Annotated in this window: 14 protein-coding genes; 10 read left to right on the plus strand and 4 right to left on the minus strand. The window is 67.4% G+C overall.

From position 1 onward, the window contains the following. Positions 1–66 precede the first annotated feature (66 nt). Together lysM and LC092_RS11610 are read left to right on the plus strand one after the other, a co-directional pair. The gene (gene lysM / locus LC092_RS11605) at positions 67–504 is read left to right on the plus strand and encodes a peptidoglycan-binding protein LysM (RefSeq protein WP_224806692.1); all 438 of its coding nucleotides are present in this window, start codon (positions 67–69) and stop codon (positions 502–504) included. A gap of 187 nt (positions 505–691) precedes the next feature. Then, the gene (locus LC092_RS11610) at positions 692–1414 is read left to right on the plus strand and encodes a GH25 family lysozyme (protein WP_224806693.1); all 723 of its coding nucleotides are present in this window, start codon (positions 692–694) and stop codon (positions 1412–1414) included. Between the two features lie 93 nt (positions 1415–1507). On the opposite strand, the gene LC092_RS11615 is transcribed toward LC092_RS11610, so the two are convergent. After that, positions 1508–2260, minus strand: coding sequence for a hypothetical protein (locus LC092_RS11615; RefSeq protein WP_224806694.1), 753 nt, complete (start codon positions 2258–2260; stop codon positions 1508–1510). A gap of 91 nt (positions 2261–2351) precedes the next feature. On the opposite strand from LC092_RS11615, the gene LC092_RS11620 reads away from it, so the two are divergent. Both LC092_RS11620 and LC092_RS11625 read left to right on the plus strand, forming a co-directional pair. After that, entirely contained in the window at positions 2352–2891 is a 540-nt protein-coding gene (locus LC092_RS11620; protein ID WP_224806695.1) for a MarR family winged helix-turn-helix transcriptional regulator, read from the plus strand. After that, entirely contained in the window at positions 2888–3589 is a 702-nt protein-coding gene (locus tag LC092_RS11625; protein WP_224806696.1) for an MOSC domain-containing protein, read from the plus strand. Before LC092_RS11620 ends, LC092_RS11625 begins: the two co-directional genes overlap by 4 nt. A gap of 9 nt (positions 3590–3598) precedes the next feature. Here the strand turns inward: LC092_RS11625 and LC092_RS11630 are convergent, their stop codons facing one another. Then, entirely contained in the window at positions 3599–5626 is a 2028-nt protein-coding gene (locus tag LC092_RS11630; protein ID WP_224806697.1) for a protein meaA, read from the minus strand. A gap of 385 nt (positions 5627–6011) precedes the next feature. On the opposite strand from LC092_RS11630, the gene ccrA reads away from it, so the two are divergent. The 3 genes from ccrA to LC092_RS11645 all read left to right on the plus strand — a co-directional run bounded on the left by ccrA (position 6012) and on the right by LC092_RS11645 (position 9638). After that, positions 6012–7310 (plus strand): crotonyl-CoA carboxylase/reductase, encoded by a 1299-nt coding sequence (ccrA, locus tag LC092_RS11635; protein WP_224806698.1) that lies wholly within the window; start codon positions 6012–6014, stop codon positions 7308–7310. 92 nt (positions 7311–7402) lie between these two features. Next, positions 7403–7915, plus strand: coding sequence for a CAP domain-containing protein (locus LC092_RS11640; RefSeq protein WP_224806699.1), 513 nt, complete (start codon positions 7403–7405; stop codon positions 7913–7915). A gap of 82 nt (positions 7916–7997) precedes the next feature. Further along, positions 7998–9638: an AMP-binding protein gene (locus tag LC092_RS11645; RefSeq protein ID WP_224806700.1), complete on the plus strand. Its 1641-nt coding sequence runs from the start codon at positions 7998–8000 to the stop codon at positions 9636–9638. A 61-nt stretch (positions 9639–9699) separates the two neighbouring features. Here the strand turns inward: LC092_RS11645 and LC092_RS11650 are convergent, their stop codons facing one another. Together LC092_RS11650 and LC092_RS11655 are read right to left on the minus strand one after the other, a co-directional pair. Continuing rightward, positions 9700–10833 (minus strand): GNAT family N-acetyltransferase, encoded by a 1134-nt coding sequence (locus tag LC092_RS11650; protein WP_224806784.1) that lies wholly within the window; start codon positions 10831–10833, stop codon positions 9700–9702. Between the two features lie 292 nt (positions 10834–11125). After that, on the minus strand, positions 11126–12523 hold the full coding sequence (locus LC092_RS11655; RefSeq protein WP_224806701.1) for a lipopolysaccharide biosynthesis protein: 1398 nt from the start codon (positions 12521–12523) through the stop codon (positions 11126–11128). 218 nt (positions 12524–12741) lie between these two features. Here LC092_RS11655 and LC092_RS11660 point away from each other — a divergent pair, with 218 nt between their 5' ends. Genes LC092_RS11660 through LC092_RS11670 form a run of 3 tightly spaced genes read left to right on the plus strand, consistent with a single transcriptional unit; the run spans position 12742 to position 18522 of the window. Continuing rightward, positions 12742–13605: an ImuA family protein gene (locus tag LC092_RS11660; protein ID WP_224806702.1), complete on the plus strand. Its 864-nt coding sequence runs from the start codon at positions 12742–12744 to the stop codon at positions 13603–13605. Then, positions 13490–15154, plus strand: a complete 1665-nt coding sequence (locus tag LC092_RS11665; protein WP_224806703.1) for a Y-family DNA polymerase — start codon at positions 13490–13492, stop codon at positions 15152–15154. Before LC092_RS11660 ends, LC092_RS11665 begins: the two co-directional genes overlap by 116 nt. After that, positions 15151–18522 carry an error-prone DNA polymerase gene (locus LC092_RS11670; RefSeq protein ID WP_224806704.1) on the plus strand — a complete coding sequence of 1124 codons (3372 nt, stop codon included), beginning with the start codon at positions 15151–15153 and terminating at the stop codon, positions 18520–18522. Before LC092_RS11665 ends, LC092_RS11670 begins: the two co-directional genes overlap by 4 nt. Positions 18523–18544 lie beyond the last annotated feature (22 nt).

Genomic DNA, 18544 nt, shown 5'->3' on the forward strand with positions numbered 1-18544 from the left:
GTCGTGCGCGGCGCGACGCGAGGATAGTCCGGCGGATGACCCGCCGGCTGCGGAAGGGGAACTGAAATGGGCTTTTTCGATTTTGTGAAGGACGCTGGAAAGTCGCTGTTCGGCAGCGACGAGCCGGAGGCAACGGCCGCCGAGGCGATCGAGAAGGAAGTGGCGGCCCTTGGTCTCGACGGCGACGTCAAGGTCGAGGTGTCGGGCGACACGGTGAAGATTGCCGGCGCTGCCCCCACCCAGGAAGCGCGCGAGAAGCTCATTCTGGCGGCCGGAAACGTGCTCGGCGTGGCCAAGGTGGAAGAGGAAATCTCGGTGGCGGACGATGCCGCTCCGGCGACGTTCCACACGGTCGCCAAGGGCGACACGCTCTGGGCGGTGGCAAGCAAGGCCTATGGCGACGGCTCGAAGTACATGGCGATCTTCGAGGCCAACAAGCCGATGCTGTCCGACCCGGACAAGATCTATCCCGGCCAGGTGCTGCGCATTCCGGCGAAGGGATAAGGCGGTCCGTCGCGAGGGTTTCGCAATCACAATCGCGTGAGGACACGCGCGAAAGCGCGGTCCTCCGCAATTTCGCTCCTGCCGGCTGGTAAGCCGTTCCTTAACGGTTTCACCATACGGTCGCCCCTGGTTGGAGGGGAAGAGCCGGTGCCCGTATGCCCGGCTCTCGTGGACCGAAGAGAGAGCGATGCTTGCGCGCGTGATTTCCCTGATTTGTGCCCTGTCCCTCGCCGCCTGCGCGGCGTTCGATTTTCCGGACCCGACGCCGGAGGATTTCGCGATCCACGGCATCGATGTCGCCCGCTATCAGGGCGATATCGACTGGAACCGGGTCAAGCGGGCCGGCACCGAATTCGCCTTCATCAAGGCGACCGAGGGCGGCGATTATCTCGACCCGAAGTTCTTGGAAAACTGGTATGCGGCCAAGGCCGCCGGCGTGCCGCGCGGCGCTTACCACTTCTATTACTTTTGCCGCCCGGTCGAGGACCAGATCGCCTGGTTCATCGAGAATGTGCCGAACGAGCCGGACGCACTTCCGCCCGTGCTCGACATGGAGTGGAACGCCTACTCCAAGACCTGTCGCGACCGTCCGCCGCGCGATGTCGTCATTCGCGACATGCGCAAGTTCCTGGAAGCGGTCGAGGCGCATTACGGCAAGCGCCCGGTGATCTATTCCTCCGTCGACTTCCATCGCGACCGCCTGGTCGACGCCAAGCACAAATACGATTTCTGGCTGCGCTCGGTCGCAAGCCATCCCGACCGCAAATACGAGAACCGCGAGGACTGGGTGTTCTGGCAGTATACGGCGACCGGCAGGGTCGACGGCGTCGAGGGCAATGTCGACCGCAACGTCTTCTTCGGAACGCGCTCGCAGTGGCGCAAGTGGCTGAAGGGCGAGTTGGAAGACTGAGGCGCGATCCGCTTCGCCGGCGTTGGACTGCCCCGGCATGAAGGCGGCGGGCCCGAGGGTCCGCCGTTTTTGTTTTCGGGGCCGAACCGGTCTCTACTTCAGCCGTCCCGGCAGGCTGAGATCGCCGGAGGCGACGTCGAAGACATCCTCCACGCACAACAGCGGCGCATGCACGCTGGCATTGACCCTGAGGGCCGCGGTGACGCCGTCGTAAGCGGTTTCCGGCAGGCCGGTTTCATCGGCAAAGCCGACGCTCACCGAGATTTCCGGCCCGTCGAACAACGGCGTGAAGCCGGGGCTGTCGATATAGAGCGGCAGGCCGGGCCAGGTCGCCGGCAACCTGGGCGTTGCGCCCTCGGGAATGTTGCGCACGCCGAGCGCGCCTTCCGGGCAGCCTTCATCGGCCGTCAGGACGACCCAGTGACTGTGCCAGTCGCCGCCGTCGTTGGCGGGATCGCCATCGCGGTTTTCATCGAACAGCGGCGTGTCGTCGAAGTCCGGATGGCTGGTCGCCGCCAGCGCCAGAATGCCGCTTTTCGCCTCGAAGCCGACGACGGCCGGATCGAGCGATGTCGGCCAGACATAGCTCAGCACCGGCGCACCGCCAAGCGCGCCCGCCGGCTCGGGCGTGACCGAGCCGGCGGCTCCGGCCGTGGTCATGTGGAAGGTGACGATGCGGCCGCTGCGATGCGCATGTGCTGCCAGAATGTCGAAGGCCGCGACCGGGGTCGCACCTTCGCGCGCCTGGATAGCGTCCTTCCTGTCGGCCGCATGCAGTGTGTCGGCCAGCGACGGGGTGGCGGGAAGCAGGGCCGCGAGTGCCGCGATGAATGCAGGTCTGATCATGGGTCTGTCCTCGGAGAGTGTTTCGACCCTCCGTGAATAGTATCGAGTCGATATTATTGCAAATATAATTTCGACTCGATATAAAAGCCCTATGACCACCGACCGGATCCGCAGCCTCATCAACCGCCTGTCGCGCCTCGATGCCGGTGCCGACTGGGAGGCCGACCTCAATCCGGCCCAACGCGCGGCCCTCGACTATCTCGTTCGGGCGAACCGCTTCTCGCGCTCGCCCTCCGTCGTGGCGGACTACCTCGGCAGCACGAGAGGAACGGTCTCCCAGACGCTCAAGAGCCTGGCCCGCAAGGGCTATCTCGTCGAAGAACGCTCAAGCGCCGACAAGCGGTCGATTTCCTATCGTGTCACCGAGGCGGGCCTGCGCGAGGCCGCCCGGACCGGCCCGCTTGCCGAGGCCTTGGCCGGGATCGGCGAGCCGGATCTTCTGGCGCTCGCCAACGACCTTGAAGGCCTGCTTCGCCGCGCGGTGCGGGCCGGCGGCAACAAGCCGTTCGGCATCTGCCGCAATTGCCTGCACTTCCGGCCCAGGGAGGAGGGGGGCTTTTGTGCGCTGCTGTCCGTGGCGCTGGAACCAGACGAAACCCATCGCATCTGTCACGAGCAGGAGCCCGCATGAGCACCGACACTTTCAAAACAACAGTCGATGGCCTGTTCGCCGGCGCCGTTGCCGACCGCTGGGAAGGGCGTCCCGCGTCGGCCATCGCCAAGACGCCGGTCGCGGGGCCTGTCGAGATTGGCTTCGAGGGGCTTCTCGTGGATGCGCAGGCCGACCGCACGGTGCATGGCGGGGCGGAGAAGGCGCTGCACCACTATGCGGCCGATCACTATGCGGCCTGGATTGCGGAGGGGTATCTGCCCGGCGGAACGCGTCCTGCCGCCTTTGGCGAGAACCTCTCGACCCTGCGCGTCACGGAGGAGCAGATCTGCATCGGCGACGTGTTTCGCCTCGGGACCGCTCGGGTGCAGGTGTCCCAGGGGCGCCAGCCCTGCTGGAAGCTGAATGCCCATCGCGGGCGCGACGACATGGCGGCGGCGTTCCAGAAGACGGGGCGCACCGGCTGGTATTACCGGGTGCTCGAGCCCGGTCTTGTCTCGCTTGGGGATCCGTTCGAGTTGCTCGAGCGGCCTTGCCCGCAATGGACGGTGCTTGAGGTTACGCGCGCGCGGCTCACCAGGCGGATCGATCCGGCACGGGCGGCGCAATTGTCGGCCCTGCCGGAACTCGCGGACGGCTGGCGCCAGGCATTCGCGAAGATTTCCGCGAATGCGCCGGCCGAGGACACTTCGGCGCGGCTTCTCGGCACCGCCGACTGACGGGCCGGATTACGCGGCCGCCTCCGCCCGCGTTCCGACGATCTCCACCAGTTCCCGCATGATGTCGGTGAGCTGGAAGTTTTTCGGCGTGTAGACGGCGGCGACGCCCATGGCTTTCAGCTGGGCCGCGTCCTCGTCCGGAATGATGCCGCCGACGATGAGCGGAATGTCGTCGATGCCTTCGCTGCGCAGCCGCTCCATCACGTCGCGCACCAGCGCCAGATGCGAGCCGGAGAGGATCGACAGACCGATGACGTGGACGTCTTCTTCCAGGGCGGCGTTGACGATCTGGGCCGGCGTCAGGCGAATGCCCTCGTAGACGACCTCCATGCCGCAGTCACGGGCGCGCACGGCGATCTGTTCCGCACCGTTGGAATGTCCGTCGAGACCGGGTTTGCCGACCAGGAACTTGAGCCGGCGCCCGAGTTTCGCGGACACCGTGTCGACGGCGGAGCGCACGTCGGCGAGATCGTCGGCATCGGCCCGCGCCGCCTTGCCGACGCCGGTGGGCGCGCGGTACTCGCCGAAGACCTCGCGCAGCGCCGCCCCCCATTCGCCGGTGGTGACGCCGGCCTTGGCCGCGGCAATCGACGGTTCCATGATGTTGCCGCCCTCGCTTGCGGCCTGTTTCAGGGCTGCGATGGCCTGTGCGACGGCGGCATCGTCGCGCGCCTCGCGCCACGCCGTCAGCGCCTCGATGGCTTCGGCTTCCACATGTTCCGGCACGGTGAGAATGCCGCCGTCCTCCCCGCTCGCCAGCGGCGAGGGCTCGCTTTCGGTGAACTTGTTGACGCCGACGACGACCTGATCGCCGGATTCAATCGCCGCGAGCCGCTCCGCGTTGGAGGCGACGAGCGCCTGTTTCATGTAGCTCGATTCCACCGCCGCGATGGCGCCGCCCATCTCGTCGATCCGGGCAAGCTCCGCGCGGGCCTCCTGTTTGAGCGCCTCGACCTTCTCGGTGATCACCTCCGAGCCGTCGAAGATGTCGGCATGTTCCAGGAGGTCGGTTTCATAGGCGAGGATCTGCTGGATCCTGAGCGACCACTGCTGGTCGAAGGGGCGCGGCAGGCCGAGCGCCTCGTTCCAGGCGGGAAGCTGCACGGCGCGGGCGCGGGCGTTCTTCGACAGCACCACGGCGAGTGCCTCGATCAGGATGCGGTAGACGTTGTTCTCCGGCTGCTGCTCGGTCAGACCGAGCGAGTTGACCTGCACGCCGTAGCGGAAGCGGCGGTAGCGCTCGTCCTCCACGCCGTAGCGGCTGCGGCAGATCTCGTCCCACAGTTCGGCGAAGGCGCGCATCTTGCAGATCTCGGTGATGAAGCGCATGCCGGCGTTGACGAAGAAGGAAATGCGCCCGACCGCCTTGGGAAAATCCGCCGGCGGGATCGCGCCGCTGTCCCTGACCTCGTCGAGGATGGCGATGGCGGTGGCGAGTGCGAAGGAGAGCTCCTGCACCGGCGTCGCGCCGGCTTCCTGCAGGTGATAGGAGCAGACGTTCATCGGGTTCCACTTCGGCATCGCCTCATAGGTCCAGGCAATGACGTCGCGGGTCAGCCGCAGCGAGGGCGCGGGCGGAAACACATAGGTTCCGCGCGACAGATACTCCTTGACGATGTCGTTCTGCGTCGTGCCGGTCAGAAGCGCGCGGTCGGCGCCCTGCTCATCGGCGGCGGCGACATAAAGCGCCAGAAGCCAGGGCGCCGTCGCGTTGATCGTCATGGAGGTGTTCATCTTCTCCAGCGGGATCTCGTCGAAGAGCGCCCGCATGTCGCCGAGATGGGCGACCGGCACGCCGACCTTGCCGACCTCGCCGCGCGACAGCGCGTGGTCCGGGTCGTAGCCGGTCTGCGTGGGAAGATCGAAGGCGACCGACAGGCCGGTCTGCCCCTTGGCGAGGTTGCTGCGATAGAGCCTGTTGGACTCCCGCGCCGTGGAATGCCCGGCGTAGGTGCGAAAGATCCATGGCCGGTCCCGGACGGCTTGCCTGCGCTCCGCGTTGCTGGTGGTCGGCTGGCTCTGTGTCGGCTCGCTCATGGACATCTCCTCGCAATCGCGCCGGTGGCCGCTCGCACCGGCCCGGCATCTTCCTGTTTTATCTCCGATACGTCCGTCGCAATGCGTCCGTATGGCCTGCCTCACGCGCGTGGAACACTGCGCGCGCGCAGAAATTCTATGTGCAATGCAAAAACAGTCTTGGGCAAACGGGTAAATTAAGCAATAGTCCAATAGCGTGACGCCCCTTTTTCGCACGATAGTTTCGTGATAGGGCACGCGGGACGGGTTTTTGAATGACGCGCCGCAGCAAAAGGCGCCTTTGGCGGGGGCTCTCCGGGGTCGCCGGAAGTGTGTCGGGACACGCGGTGGCGCGGCGGTGGCCGTGCTTCGGCAAAAATGCATAATACGGGAGGACACGACAACCATGAGCACCGTTGCGCAAGCAAACGACAACCTCGAGGCTGAGGAGAGCCGGCCGGTGAAGGACCTTTACGAGATTGGCGAGATCCCGCCGCTCGGGCATGTTCCCAAGAACATGTACGCCTGGACGATCCGCGCCGAACGGCACGGTCCCCCGGAAGAGGCGATGAAGCTCGAGGTCGTGCCGACCTGGGAACTGGACAGCAACGAGGTTCTCGTTCTCGTGATGGCGGCCGGCGTCAACTACAACGGGATCTGGGCCGCCCTCGGCGAGCCGATCTCGGTGTTCAAGGTGCATGACGAACCCTTCCATATCGCGGGCTCCGACGCCTCCGGCATTGTCTGGGCGGTCGGATCGAAGGTGAAGCGCTGGAAGGTCGGCGACGAGGTCGTCATCCATTGCAATCAGGACGACGGCGACGACGAGGAGTGCAACGGCGGCGACCCGATGTTCTCGCCGACGCAGCGGATCTGGGGCTATGAGACCCCGGACGGGTCGTTCTCGCAGTTCTGCCGGGTGCAGTCGCAGCAGCTGATGCCGCGGCCGAAGCATCTGACCTGGGAGGAAAGCGCCTGCTACACGCTGACGCTCGCCACCGCCTACCGCATGCTGTTCGGCCATGCGCCGCACCAGTTGCGTCCGGGCCAGAACGTTCTCGTGTGGGGCGCGTCGGGCGGTCTCGGCGTCTTCGGCATCCAGCTCGCGGCCGCCGCCGGCGCAAATGCGATCGGCATCATCTCGGATGAAGACAAGCGCGACTACGTGCTGTCGCTTGGCGCCAAGGGCGTGATCAACCGCAAGGATTTCGATTGCTGGGGCCAGATGCCGACCGTCAACTCGCCCGAGTACAACACCTGGCTCAAGGAAGCGCGGCGCTTCGGCAAGGCGATCTGGGAGATCACCGGCAAGGGCAACGATGTCGACATGGTGTTCGAGCATCCGGGCGAATCGACGTTTCCGGTCTCCTGTCTGGTGGCCAAGCGCGGCGGCATGGTGGTTTTCTGTGCCGGTACGACCGGCTTCAACCTGACCTTCGACGCGCGCTATGTCTGGATGCGTCAGAAGCGCATCCAGGGATCGCATTTCGCGCATCTCAAGCAGGCGTCGGAAGCCAACAAGGCGGTGATGGATCGCCGCATCGATCCGTGCATGAGCGAGGTCTTCCCCTGGGAGGAGATCCCGAACGCCCACACCAAGATGTGGAAGAACCAGCATGCGCCCGGCAATATGGCGGTTCTGGTCAACGCGCCGACGACGGGCCTGCGCACTCTGGATGACGTGCTGGCTGCCGGCTCGGACTGAGCCTGCGCAAAAAACGATTGCCGGTGGCGCCCCGCGTGGCGCCACCGGCGAATTCGCTCGCCTCGGTCGTGCCGGCGCGGTATGAGGGCGACATGATGACATTCAGCCGGCTCCTCGTCGTTTTCGTTGCGTCCCTCATTGTTGCCGGCTGCCTGCCGGCAGGTGAGTCCGTGCCGCCCTATTACAAGGATCTGGCCCGGGTCGATGCGGTCGTCGACGCCGCCTCGGCGCAGCAGATGATCTCCAGCTACCGCCAGAACAACGGGCTTGGCGGGCTCACAATCGATCCGGAGTTGATGCGCGCGGCGCGCCAGCAGGCGGACGCCATGGCGCAGGCCAACAACGTGCGTGCCTCCCTCGATCCGCAAAACAGGCTGGCGGCGCGCCTGTCGGCTGCCGGCGAGACCCAGACCTATGCGGTGGAAAACGCGAGCGCCGGTTATCGCACGCTGGCGGAGGCGTTTTCGGGCTGGCGCGATTCGCCGAAGCACAATGCGGTCATGCTGGACGGTCGCGCGACGCGCATGGGCATCGCCACGGCGTATTCGCCCGGCTCCAAGTACCGGGTGTTCTGGTCTCTGGTGCTGGCCGCGCCGCCGCAGTGATGCGCGCGAGGGCGGCGGATTGTTGCGCTGCAGCGCAATGAGGACTAGTGTCCCGCTTCCCTGACCGACGAAGGTCGCTTCGATGCTGCAACCCGCATCTTCCTATGACGATCTGCTGCGGCGGTTCCGCTGGCGGATCCCGGACCGCTACAACATCGCGGTGGAAACCTGCGATGCCTGGGCGGTGCGCGCAGCCGACCGGCTGGCCCTCATCCATCTCGACGAGGACGGTGCCGAAACGCGCTGGAGCTACGGCCGGCTCGCGGCCCTGTCCAACCGGCTGGCGAATGCGCTTGCGGAAAAAGGGGTCTCACGCGGCGCCCGCGTTGCGCTGCTGCTGCCGCAGTCGCCGCAGACGCTGGTCTCCCATCTCGCCCTCTACAAGCTTGGCGCCATCGTCGTGCCGCTTGCCAATCTCTTCGGTGTCGATGCGCTTCAGTACCGGCTGGCGAACTCCGGTGCCTCGGCGGCAATCACCGATGCGTCCGGCATCGCAAAGCTCTCCGAGATCCGCGAGGCCCTTCCGGATCTGAGGCTTGTGGTCTCCACCCAGGATACGCCCGGCGACGTGCTGTCCTTCGAGGCGCTGCTGGCCGGCGGGCGCGACGTCTTCGTGCCTGTGGCAACCGGCCCCGACGATCCGGCGATGATGATCTACACTTCCGGCACCACCGGCCCGCCCAAGGGGGCGTTGCATGGCCACAGGGTGCTGGCCGGGCATCTGCCGGGCATCCAGATGGCGCATGAGTTTCTGCCGCAGCCGGGCGACCTGTTCTGGACGCCGGCGGACTGGGCCTGGGCGGGTGGCCTGCTGAACGCGCTGCTGCCCGCGCTCGCGCTGGGCGTTCCGGTGGTGTCGCATCGTTTCGAGAAATTCGATCCCGAACGGGCGTTCCAGCTTCTGGCCGATCAGCGCGTGCGCAACGCCTTCATTCCGCCGACGGCTTTGAAGATGCTGCGCACCGTTTCCCGCCCGCGTGCGCGCTACGACCTGGCGCTGCGCAGCATCGGATCGGCCGGCGAGGCGCTCGGGCGCGAGACCTACGACTGGGCCCGCCAGGACCTCCGTCTCACCGTCAACGAGTTCTACGGACAGACCGAATGCAACGCCGTGCTCGCCTCCTGCGGTGCGCTCGGCGTGTCGCGCGCCGGCGCCATTGGCAAGCCGGTGCCGGGCCATGACGTTGCGGTGGTCGACGACGATGGCGAGGTCTGCGCACTCGGCACGCAGGGGCAGATCGCGATCCGCAGGCCGGATCCGGTGATGTTCCTGCGCTACTGGGGCGAGGACGCCGCGACGGAGGCCAAATTCGTCGGCGACTGGATGCTGACGGGCGACCGTGGCGAGCGCGACGCTGACGGCTATGTGCATTTCGTCGGGCGGACGGACGATATCATCACCTCCTCGGGGTACCGGATCGGTCCGGGCGAGATCGAGGACTGCCTGCTGTCGCATCCGGCGGTGGCGCTGGCGGCGGCGGTTGGAAAGCCCGACCCGGTGCGCACGGAAATCGTCAAGGCCTTCGTGGTGTTGAGCCCCAACGTGAAACCGAGCGCGGAGCTGGAAGAGAGTATCCGCGCCCATGTCCGCACCCGGTTGTCCGCGCATGAATATCCGCGGGAAATCGCCTTTGTCGATGCCTTGCCGATGACGACGACGGGCAAGGTCGTGCGCCGGCTGTTGCGTGCCGATGCCGGAGCGGCCGTCGTGCTTGAGGAATAGGCGGCGGCAGGGACGGACGGTCGCGTTGAAGACGATCGCGTTGAAAATGTCTGGCGCCGCTTCAGGCCGGGTCTTCCCGGTTGGCGCGTGCCCGACGCAAGGCGGATTTCGCGAGCATGCGAAGCCCGCGTGTCACCGCGTGATCGGCCTGTGCCAATGACAGCCGCGCGCCGGCGAAACCTCCGCGCGTCAGCACGACGGTGGTATAGGGCACCTGGCCGCGCCACAGCGGCGTGATCATCGGATGATCGGGAACGGCCAGGGAATCGGCCTCCGCAAGCTCGGGTTCCTCCAAGTCCTGACGCATTGTGTAGCGCGTGACCTGGGCGCCCGGCGAGAAACGGGACAGTTTTTCGTCATAGGCGATCTTCCAGGACCAAGCGCGGTGGCCGTCGCGCAGCATGATCATCATGGCGACCGGGATCTCGTCGACGGTGAGCTGGTCGATCCTGACGCGTCCGGTCTCCGCCATGTCCCGGATAAAGGCGCGGGCGAAGGCCTGACGCCCTGGATCGCAGGTAAGCGCGGTGCCGCGTCGTCCCTTCCAGCCCTGCGCCTCCAGCGTCAGAAAGCTCTCGAAGGCCGCACAGACGTCGTCCGCTGCGTTCAGGCTATCGAATGCCGTGGTGCCGGTTTCGGAAAGCCGGCGCAGTTGCCGGCCGATTTCTTTTCGCCGACGGGTGCCCAAAAGCCCGTATTGCTCCTGTCCCGTCTGCCCGGTCGCATGGCCGGCGCGCAGGCTGATCGTTTCGCGGGCCACCCGCCAGGACCCGGTCGCGCCGATATCGAGCAGCATGTCGTAGACCGGTCCGTCGGTGCGCTGATAGGGCAGGGCGACAAGACCGGTGCCGGCGTGTGCAACCGCTGTGTCGAGCAGGAGCGCGAGCGTGTGTGAATCGGCGCCCGGGGCGATCAGCGGGGTTCCGAGCGGGCCGTATTCGCCGGCGTGCACGGTCGCGCCGGGCACCAGCAGGCCGAGCCGCCGGCGCGCCACGGGCGCGAGGGCCACGAAGGTGCCGTCCCGATTGTTCCTGACGGCGCAGATCGCGACCTTGCGGCGTTCCATGTGCTGCAGATAGGGCAACAGGAAATCGGGGCGGAAGAACGGGTTCGGCTCGACCGCCGCATCCGCCAGCGCCTCCCAGGCTGCCCGGTGCTCGCCGGCCTGCTCTGCGCTGAAGGTGACTGCCGTCATGCCGCTCACACATGGTCTCCCGTGATCGGGAGCCGTTCGCTGTTTGCCTGCGCCGTTTGTGCGATGCGGCTCCCGTGATGCCGGGACCGACAATGCAGGGGGTAACTGTTCTCTCGCAAGCGCCATTGCAGGGTCTCTTTCCAGCGCGCGGGCACGGGCTCCGGTTCCTGCGGATCCGCTCGCGCGACATCATCCCTGTAAAATTTGCCACAACCTGCGTTTGAGCGGGGAACTTCCTTAAGCGGTGGTTAATTTCGGGTCGTGCATTCTATGATTCGGGCGTGCCCAAGCCTCATGTCTTGGCCAGAACGAACGGATTGAGGCCCAGTCGGGTGCGGGCCTGGTGACACAGGGCGGTGGCCTCGAACATCATCGCGATGGCGGTTGCGATCGCGGCGCCCAGAATGCCGAAGATCGGGATCAGCGTGACGTTCAAGGCGATGTTCAGCGCGAATGTCAGGGCATAGACGAGGGCGCAGCGGTTTTGCTGGTCGGCCATCGTGAGAAGCGCGTCGACGGGACCGACGGAGGCCCTGGCAAGTACGCCGAACAGCAGGATCAGCATCACCGGATAGCCGCTTTCGAACCCGGGGCCGAACAGGGAAAGCAGGAATGGGCCGACCAGCACGAGGACCAGCGACAGCGCCAGGGTGGGCCAGAAGGTCCAGCGCGCGGTGTCGCCGACGAGGGCCGCCAGTTCGGCATGGGCACCGCTGTGGAACAGCCGCGAATAGCGGTGCGCGGTGGCGGAGCGCACGGCGAAATAGACGAAATGGGCCAGCGCCGGGGTCTTGGAGGCGGCGAAATAGATCGCGACCTCGTCGGGCGGGCGCCAGAAGCTGACGAGGATGACGTCGGCGCTGGTGATGAGCTGGAAGAAGCCCTCGACCAGCAGGATCGGCAGCGAGATTTTGAGCCAGATCGAGAAGGTCCAGTTTTCGCGCGGCGGCAGGCGCGGGGGGTCGGCCTTCAGCGAACGCGAAAGCACCAGCATCTGTGCGAGCGTGACCGACCAGGTTGCGACAATGGCGACGGTACAGGCGGTTGCCGCGGTTGCCGGCGCGCCAAGGCGAATGGCAAGCACGAGCCCGCCGAGAAGCACGATCGGGCGCCAGATGAAGGGCGGAAGCATCGCCAGCAACGGCCAGTCGTAGGCGCGGGCGATCCCGTCCTGGATGCTGCCGATCGTGTAGAGCGGCAGACAGACGGCGGCCAGGAACAGCGGGAGGATGTAGTAGGAGGTAATCCAGTCCTGAAACAGCCACACCGCAAGAATGCCGATGAGCGCGATTGCTGTGGCCGAGAGCCCGCCGGCCAGTCGGCTGCCCAGCAGCAAGGCGTTCAGCCGGTCCGGCCGGGCGAGGGTCCGGTATTCCGGAATGAGCCTCAGAACGGAGGACGAGAAGCCGAGGGGGGCGAAAATGCCAAGCACCACGACGAGCGTCCACACCACGACATAGATGCCGTATTCGTGGCTTCCCATCATGCGGGCGAGAATCACCTGGGAGACATAGGCAAGGGCTGCGCCGAGAACGCGCACGAGAAACACGACCATCGCCATGCGTTGTGCCTGGGAGGTGTCCGGTTCGCCGTTGAAAAACGCATCCAGCCGCACCAGCGCAGGTTCAACGCGCAGGAAGGCGGAAGTCGGCAGAATGCGTTCGGCCCATTTGGATGGGGAGAGGCGCAACGAAACAGGCTCCTTCGCGATCGGTTGGCGCCAGCATAGGACCTTGAGGCTTAATTTTCCTTACACGCGACAACTTGTGGCGGCATTGCCCGGCGATCACGCGAATGTGATTGCTGCGAGGTCATGGCGTCTTCGGCCGTATGCCGATGACGAGGCGCTTGACTCTGACCGCGTGTTTCGGAATCTATCAGAACATAACAGGAACAAAAGTGGTTGCCGTGCCCCGACCCGATCCGGACCGAACGCGCCTCGTCGAGCTGCGCAGCCGCATTGCGGCACTCGAGGGACGCCTCTCCAGCGAGGCGCAGCTCCAGCCGGACCCTGCCTCCGCCGCAAACGGGCAGGGTCCGGCCCGCCTTCTCACCGGCGTTGCCGGTTTCGACGGGCTGTTCGCCGCCGCCGGCATGCCTTGCGGCACGCTGCATGAGGCGACAAGCGCGGAAAGCCGGTCCGGCGGCGCGTTGACCGGGTTTGCCGCCGCGCTGCTGTCCTGTCTCGCAGCCCGGCGCACTGGGGCGGTGCTCTGGGTCATGGAACCCGATGGCGGACGGGAGACCGGGTCTCCCAATGCGGAAGGGCTGGCGCGCTTCGGGCTCGATCCCGCGCGGGTTGTTCTAGTGCGCGCGCGCTGTGTCGCGGAGATGCTGTGGGCGGTGGAGGAGGGGGTTCAGGCGAAGGGGGTCTGCGCGGTCGTCGCGGAGATGCGGGGCGCGCCCCGGGCGCTCGATCTTACCGCATCGCGGCGGCTTTTGCTGCGCGCGGAAGCGGGCGGCGCGACTGCCTTTTTGCTGCGGCATGCCGGCGGCGCGGCGCCGACGGCCGCGGTCACGCGGTTTCGCATCGCCGCGCGACCGAGTGGAGGACGGGAGGACCGTCGACTTGCCCCCCTTGGCCGGCCCGGCTGGCGGGTGGAGCTGCAACGCAATCGGGACGGGCGTCCCGGCACCGTGGAGCTGGAGTGGGATCATGCGATGCGAAGTTTCGCCGCGCCAGCGGATCGTGAGCCTGTGGTTCCCCGAACTGGCGACGGACCGGCTGGAGCGCCTGGAACGGGGCGCGTCGTGGCGTTCGCGCGGCGCTGAGGCCCTCCCGCGCGCGGTGATCGCCACCCGCAAGGGAACGGAGCGCATCGTGGCGCTGAACGCGGCGGCCCGCGCGCTCGGGATCCTGGCGGGCGAACCGCTGGCCGATGCCCGCGCCCGGCATCCGGGTCTGGCGAGCGATGCGCAGGCGCCCGCCGAGGAAGCGGCCTTGCTGGCCGCGCTTGCCGACTGGTGCGACCGCTATACGCCGCTGGTTGCGCTGGATAGCGACGACGGCCTGTTGCTCGACATCACCGGCTGTGCCCATCTCTTCGCCCGCGACGGCGCCGGCGCGACCCAGGACGACGGGCTTCCGGCCGGCGAGCGCGCGCTGATGGACGATTGCCTGCGCCGGCTGGGCGATCAGGGTTTTGCGGCGCGCGCGGCCGTTGCCGATACGCCAGCGGCGGCCTGGGCACTGGCGCGGCATGCGCCCGAGCCGGACGGCCTGGCCGGCGCGGCGGCGGGCGCAGGCATTGCACCCGGCGCCTGGCGTGACGCGCTTGTCGCCCTGCCGATCGCCGCCCTGCGGCTGGAGGAGGCCACGGTCGATGCGCTTGCCCGTGTCGGGCTGACGCGGATCGCCGATGTGGTCGACCGGCCGCGGGGACCGCTCGCCTCCCGGTTCGGACGGGAGCTGGTGCGCCGCATCGACCGGCTGCGGGGCGACGAGGCGGAGCCGATCTCGCCGCGTCTGGCCGTGCCGCTTTTGGCCGCGGACCGGCGGTTCTTCGAGCCGATCTCCCGCGAGGAGGATGTGCGCGGCGTGATCCTGGCGTTGGCCGAGCGGTTGTCGCGCGATCTGGAGCGACGCGGCGAGGGCGGGCGGGCCTTCGAACTGGCGCTGTTCCGGGTCGACGGCGTGGTCAACCGCGTGACGGTGGGGACCAGCCGTGCCTTGCGCGAGCCGGCAAGGGTGCTCGGCCTGTTCGCGGAAAGGCTCGCCGCCCTTGGCGACGATTTCGACGCGGGCTTCGGCTTCGATCTGGTGCGCCTGTGCGTGCTGGAAGCGCAGCGTTTCGAGGCGGTTCAGTCCGATTTCACGCAAGCGGGCGAGCAGACGGAAGCGCTTGATGCGTTGATCGACCGTCTCGGCGCACGCCTCGGCATCGCCCGCGTCGCGCGGTTCCTGCCGTGCGACAGCCATCTGCCGGAGGCGCGCCAGAAACTGGTGCCGGCAGCACTCGTCGACACGACCGCGCTTGTCTGGTGCTCCGAGACGCCGGTTGCGCCCGACACGCCGCAGCTACGTCCCTTGCGGCTGATCGATCCGCCCGAACCGGTCGAGGCGGTGGCGATGGTGCCCGAGGGGCCGCCGCTTCGCTTCCGCTGGCGGCGGGCGCTTTATGAGGTGCGCGCCTGCGAGGGGCCGGAACGGCTGGTGCCGCCCTGGTGGCAGAGCCCGCAACCGCCGCAGGCGCGCGACTATTACCGGGTGGAGGATGGCGAGGGACGGCGTTTCTGGCTCTATCGGGAAGGTTTTTATGAGGCGGATGCGGGTGTTGAACTGCGCGCGCCGCGCTGGTTCCTGCAGGGGCTATATGCATGAGCGGACCTGCTCCGACATATGCCGAACTCTGCGCGGCGACGAATTTCTCCTTCCTGCGCGGCGCGTCGCATCCGGAGGAACTGGTGCGCCGTGCCGGCGAACTGGGGCTGGCGGCTCTGGGGATCTGCGACCGCAACTCGCTCGCCGGCGTGGTGCGCGCTCATATGGCGGCGAAGGAGGTCGGCCTGCGGCTCGCGGTCGGCTGCCGGCTGGCGTTTTGCGACGGCACGCCGGATATCCTGGCCTGGCCGCGCGACCGGCAGGCCTACGGCCGGCTGACGCGGCTTTTGACCATCGGCAACCGGCGCGCGCCGAAGGGAGAGTGCCACCTCACCGTGGAGGATCTCGTCGCCTGGGGCGAGGGGCTGGTGCTTGCCCCGATCCCGGCTCCCGAGGAAGAGGCCGGCCTGAAAGCGCTGCTTGTCCGTTTGCGCGAGGTCTTTGCGGACCGCCCCCGCCTGGCGGTGGCGCTGGGCTATGGCGCGGACGACCGTCGCCGGCTGGAGCGACTCGCCGAGATCGCGCGCAAGGCCGGCGTTTTGCTGCTTGCCACCAACGACGTGCTCTATCACGTCGCCGAACGCCGGCCCTTGCAGGACGTTTTGAGCTGCATTCGCCTGCATGAGACGCTGGAGAGTGCGGGGCGCCGGCTGCAAGCCAATGCGGAGCGCCACCTGAAAGGCGCGGAAGCGATGGCGCATGTCTTTCGCGCGGCCCCCGAGGCGCTGGCCGAGACCGTCGCCGTGCTGGAGAGCCTGACGTTTTCGCTCGACGATCTCGCCTATGAGTATCCGGAGGAGGCGACCGGCCTGAGCGCCACGCCGCAGCAGGAGCTGGAGCGGCTGACCTGGCTGGGAGCGGAGCGCCGCTATCCGCAGGGCGTTCCGCCCAGGGTCGAGACGACGATCCGGGGCGAGCTCGCGCTGATCGAGGAGCTCGCCTATGCGCCCTATTTTCTCACCGTGCAGGACATCGTCCGCTTCGCGCGTGCGCGCGGGATCCTGGCGCAGGGGCGCGGCTCGGCAGCCAATTCGGCCGTGTGTTTCTGCCTCGGCATCACCGAGGTGGATCCGGCGCGCGGGGATTTGCTGTTCGAGCGGTTCATCTCGCCCGAGCGGCGCGAACCGCCGGATATCGACGTCGACTTCGAGCACGAGCGGCGCGAGGAGGTGATCCAGTATATCTACGAGAAATACGGCCGTGAGCGCGCGGGGCTGGCCGCCACCGTGATCACCTATCGCACCCGCTCGGCCGTGCGCGAGGTGGGCAAGGTTTTCGGGCTGTCGCAGGACACGCTCAACCGTCTTGCCGGCACCATCTGGGGCTGGTCGTCCAAGGGGATCGACCAGCGCATGCTGCGCGAGGCGGGGCTCGATCCCGCCGACCCGCGTCTCGCGCTGGTGGCGCGGCTGTCGCGCGAGATCATCGGCTTTCCGCGTCATCTCTCCCAGCATGTCGGCGGGTTCGTCATCACCCGGGGGCGGCTCGATTCGGTGGTGCCGATCCAGAACGCCGCCATGGAGGGGCGCACCGTCATCGAATGGGACAAGGACGATCTGGAATCGCTCGGCATGCTGAAGATCGACATCCTGGCGCTCGGCATGCTGACGGCGATCCGCAAGAGCCTCGACCTGCTGCGCGAGGACTACGGCCGGTCGGAAACGCTGGCCTCCATTCCCCCCGAGGAACCGGAGGTCTACGACATGCTCTGCCGGGCGGATTCGCTCGGGGTGTTCCAGGTGGAAAGCCGGGCGCAGATGACGATGCTGCCGCGTTTGAAGCCGCGCAATTTCTACGACCTGGTGATCGAGGTGGCGATCGTGCGCCCCGGGCCGATCCAGGGCGACATGGTGCATCCCTATCTGCGCCGCCGGCAGCGGCTGGAGAAGGTGGTCTATCCGAAAAAGGAACTGGAGGAGGTGCTCGGCAAGACGCTCGGCGTGCCGCTGTTCCAGGAACAGGCGATGCGGATCGCCATCGTCGCTGCCGGGTTCTCGCCGGGCGAGGCCGACCGGCTGCGGCGGGCGATGGCGACCTTTCGCCGGGTCGGCACCATCGGCACCTTCCAGCGCAAGATGATCGACGGCATGGTGGCGCGCGGCTATGAGGCGGAGTTCGCCGAACGCTGTTTCCGCCAGATCGAGGGTTTTGGCGAATACGGCTTTCCCGAAAGCCATGCGGCGAGTTTCGCGCTTCTTGTCTATGCCTCCGCCTGGCTCAAGGCGCGCTATCCGGACGTGTTCCTGGCCGGCATGCTAAATGCGCAGCCGCTCGGCTTCTACGCGCCGGCGCAGTTGGTGCGCGACGCGCGCGAACACGGCGTGGAGGTGCGCGATGTCGACATCAACCTCTCCGACTGGGACGCGACGCTGGAGGCGGGAGCGCCGGCGGCTGGTCGGCTGCATCCGCGCCACGCCGAGATGCGCGGCACGGTCCTGAGCCGGCGGGCGGTGCGGCTCGGGCTGCGCAGTGCCAAGGGTTTGCGGGAGGAGGACATGAAGACGCTGATCGCGCGGCGGGGGGAGGGCTACGATTCCGTGCGCGATCTCTGGCTGCGCTCCGGCCTGTCGAAACGCGCCATCGCCCGGCTTGCGGAGGCCGACGCCTTTCGCTCCATCGGGCTCGACCGGCGGGCGGCGCTCTGGGTGGCGCAGGGGCTGGACGCGGGCGGCGAGCCGACGCGGTTGCCGCTGTTCGACACGGCGGCCCTTGGCGAGTTGCGCCTTGAACCGGATGCGGATCTGCCGCCGATGCCGCCGGGCGCTCATGTCGTGGCGGACTACCGCGCCCTGTCGCTGTCCCTCAAGGCGCATCCGGTCGTCTTCCTGCGCAAGCGCCTCGACCGGCTGTCGATCGTGCCCTGCGATGCGCTGTCACGCACGCGCAACGGGGTGCGCCGCGAGGTGGCCGGCCTCGTTCTGGTGCGGCAGCGGCCCGGCACGGCAAGCGGGGTGATCTTCATGACGCTGGAAGACGAGACGGGTGTTGCCAACATCGTGGTCTGGCCCAAGGTGTTCGAGCGCCATCGCGCCATCGTTCTCGGCGCGCGGCTTTTGCGGGTGCGCGGCAAGGTGCAGTCGGACCAGGGCGTGGTGCATCTGATCGCCGACACGCTGGAGGATGCGACGCCGATGCTGGCCGATCTCTCCGACGACAGTATCGCGGATGCCGGCCTTGCCCGTGCCGACGAGGTCAGGCGGCCGGTGCCGGACCAGCGGCACAAGCTGCAGCCGGGCAGCGGGCTTGCCGAGCTTGTGCGCGAGGTGCCGGAACTGTCCCGGACCCGCGACGTGCACACGCGCTCGCGTCAGGATCGGGCCGGAGACAAGGTCAGGGCCGCGATGCCCAGGGGGCGGAATTTTCACTGAACCGCGACGGAGGGATCGAGGG

Origin of the sequence: Stappia stellulata, assembly GCF_020176715.1 — a bacterium.
In the GTDB taxonomy this organism is placed as follows: Bacteria; Pseudomonadota; Alphaproteobacteria; order Rhizobiales; family Stappiaceae; genus Stappia.

Coding starts and splice junctions, on each gene's coding strand:
- lysM (WP_224806692.1), top strand. CDS start 67: ATGGGCTTTTTCGATTTTGTGAAGGACGCTGGAAAGTCGCTGTTCGGC.
- LC092_RS11610 (WP_224806693.1), top strand. CDS start 692: ATGCTTGCGCGCGTGATTTCCCTGATTTGTGCCCTGTCCCTCGCCGCC.
- LC092_RS11615 (WP_224806694.1), bottom strand. CDS start 2,260: ATGATCAGACCTGCATTCATCGCGGCACTCGCGGCCCTGCTTCCCGCC.
- LC092_RS11620 (WP_224806695.1), top strand. CDS start 2,352: ATGACCACCGACCGGATCCGCAGCCTCATCAACCGCCTGTCGCGCCTC.
- LC092_RS11625 (WP_224806696.1), top strand. CDS start 2,888: ATGAGCACCGACACTTTCAAAACAACAGTCGATGGCCTGTTCGCCGGC.
- LC092_RS11630 (WP_224806697.1), bottom strand. CDS start 5,626: ATGAGCGAGCCGACACAGAGCCAGCCGACCACCAGCAACGCGGAGCGC.
- ccrA (WP_224806698.1), top strand. CDS start 6,012: ATGAGCACCGTTGCGCAAGCAAACGACAACCTCGAGGCTGAGGAGAGC.
- LC092_RS11640 (WP_224806699.1), top strand. CDS start 7,403: ATGATGACATTCAGCCGGCTCCTCGTCGTTTTCGTTGCGTCCCTCATT.
- LC092_RS11645 (WP_224806700.1), top strand. CDS start 7,998: ATGCTGCAACCCGCATCTTCCTATGACGATCTGCTGCGGCGGTTCCGC.
- LC092_RS11650 (WP_224806784.1), bottom strand. CDS start 10,833: ATGACGGCAGTCACCTTCAGCGCAGAGCAGGCCGGCGAGCACCGGGCA.
- LC092_RS11665 (WP_224806703.1), top strand. CDS start 13,490: ATGCGATGCGAAGTTTCGCCGCGCCAGCGGATCGTGAGCCTGTGGTTC.
- LC092_RS11670 (WP_224806704.1), top strand. CDS start 15,151: ATGAGCGGACCTGCTCCGACATATGCCGAACTCTGCGCGGCGACGAAT.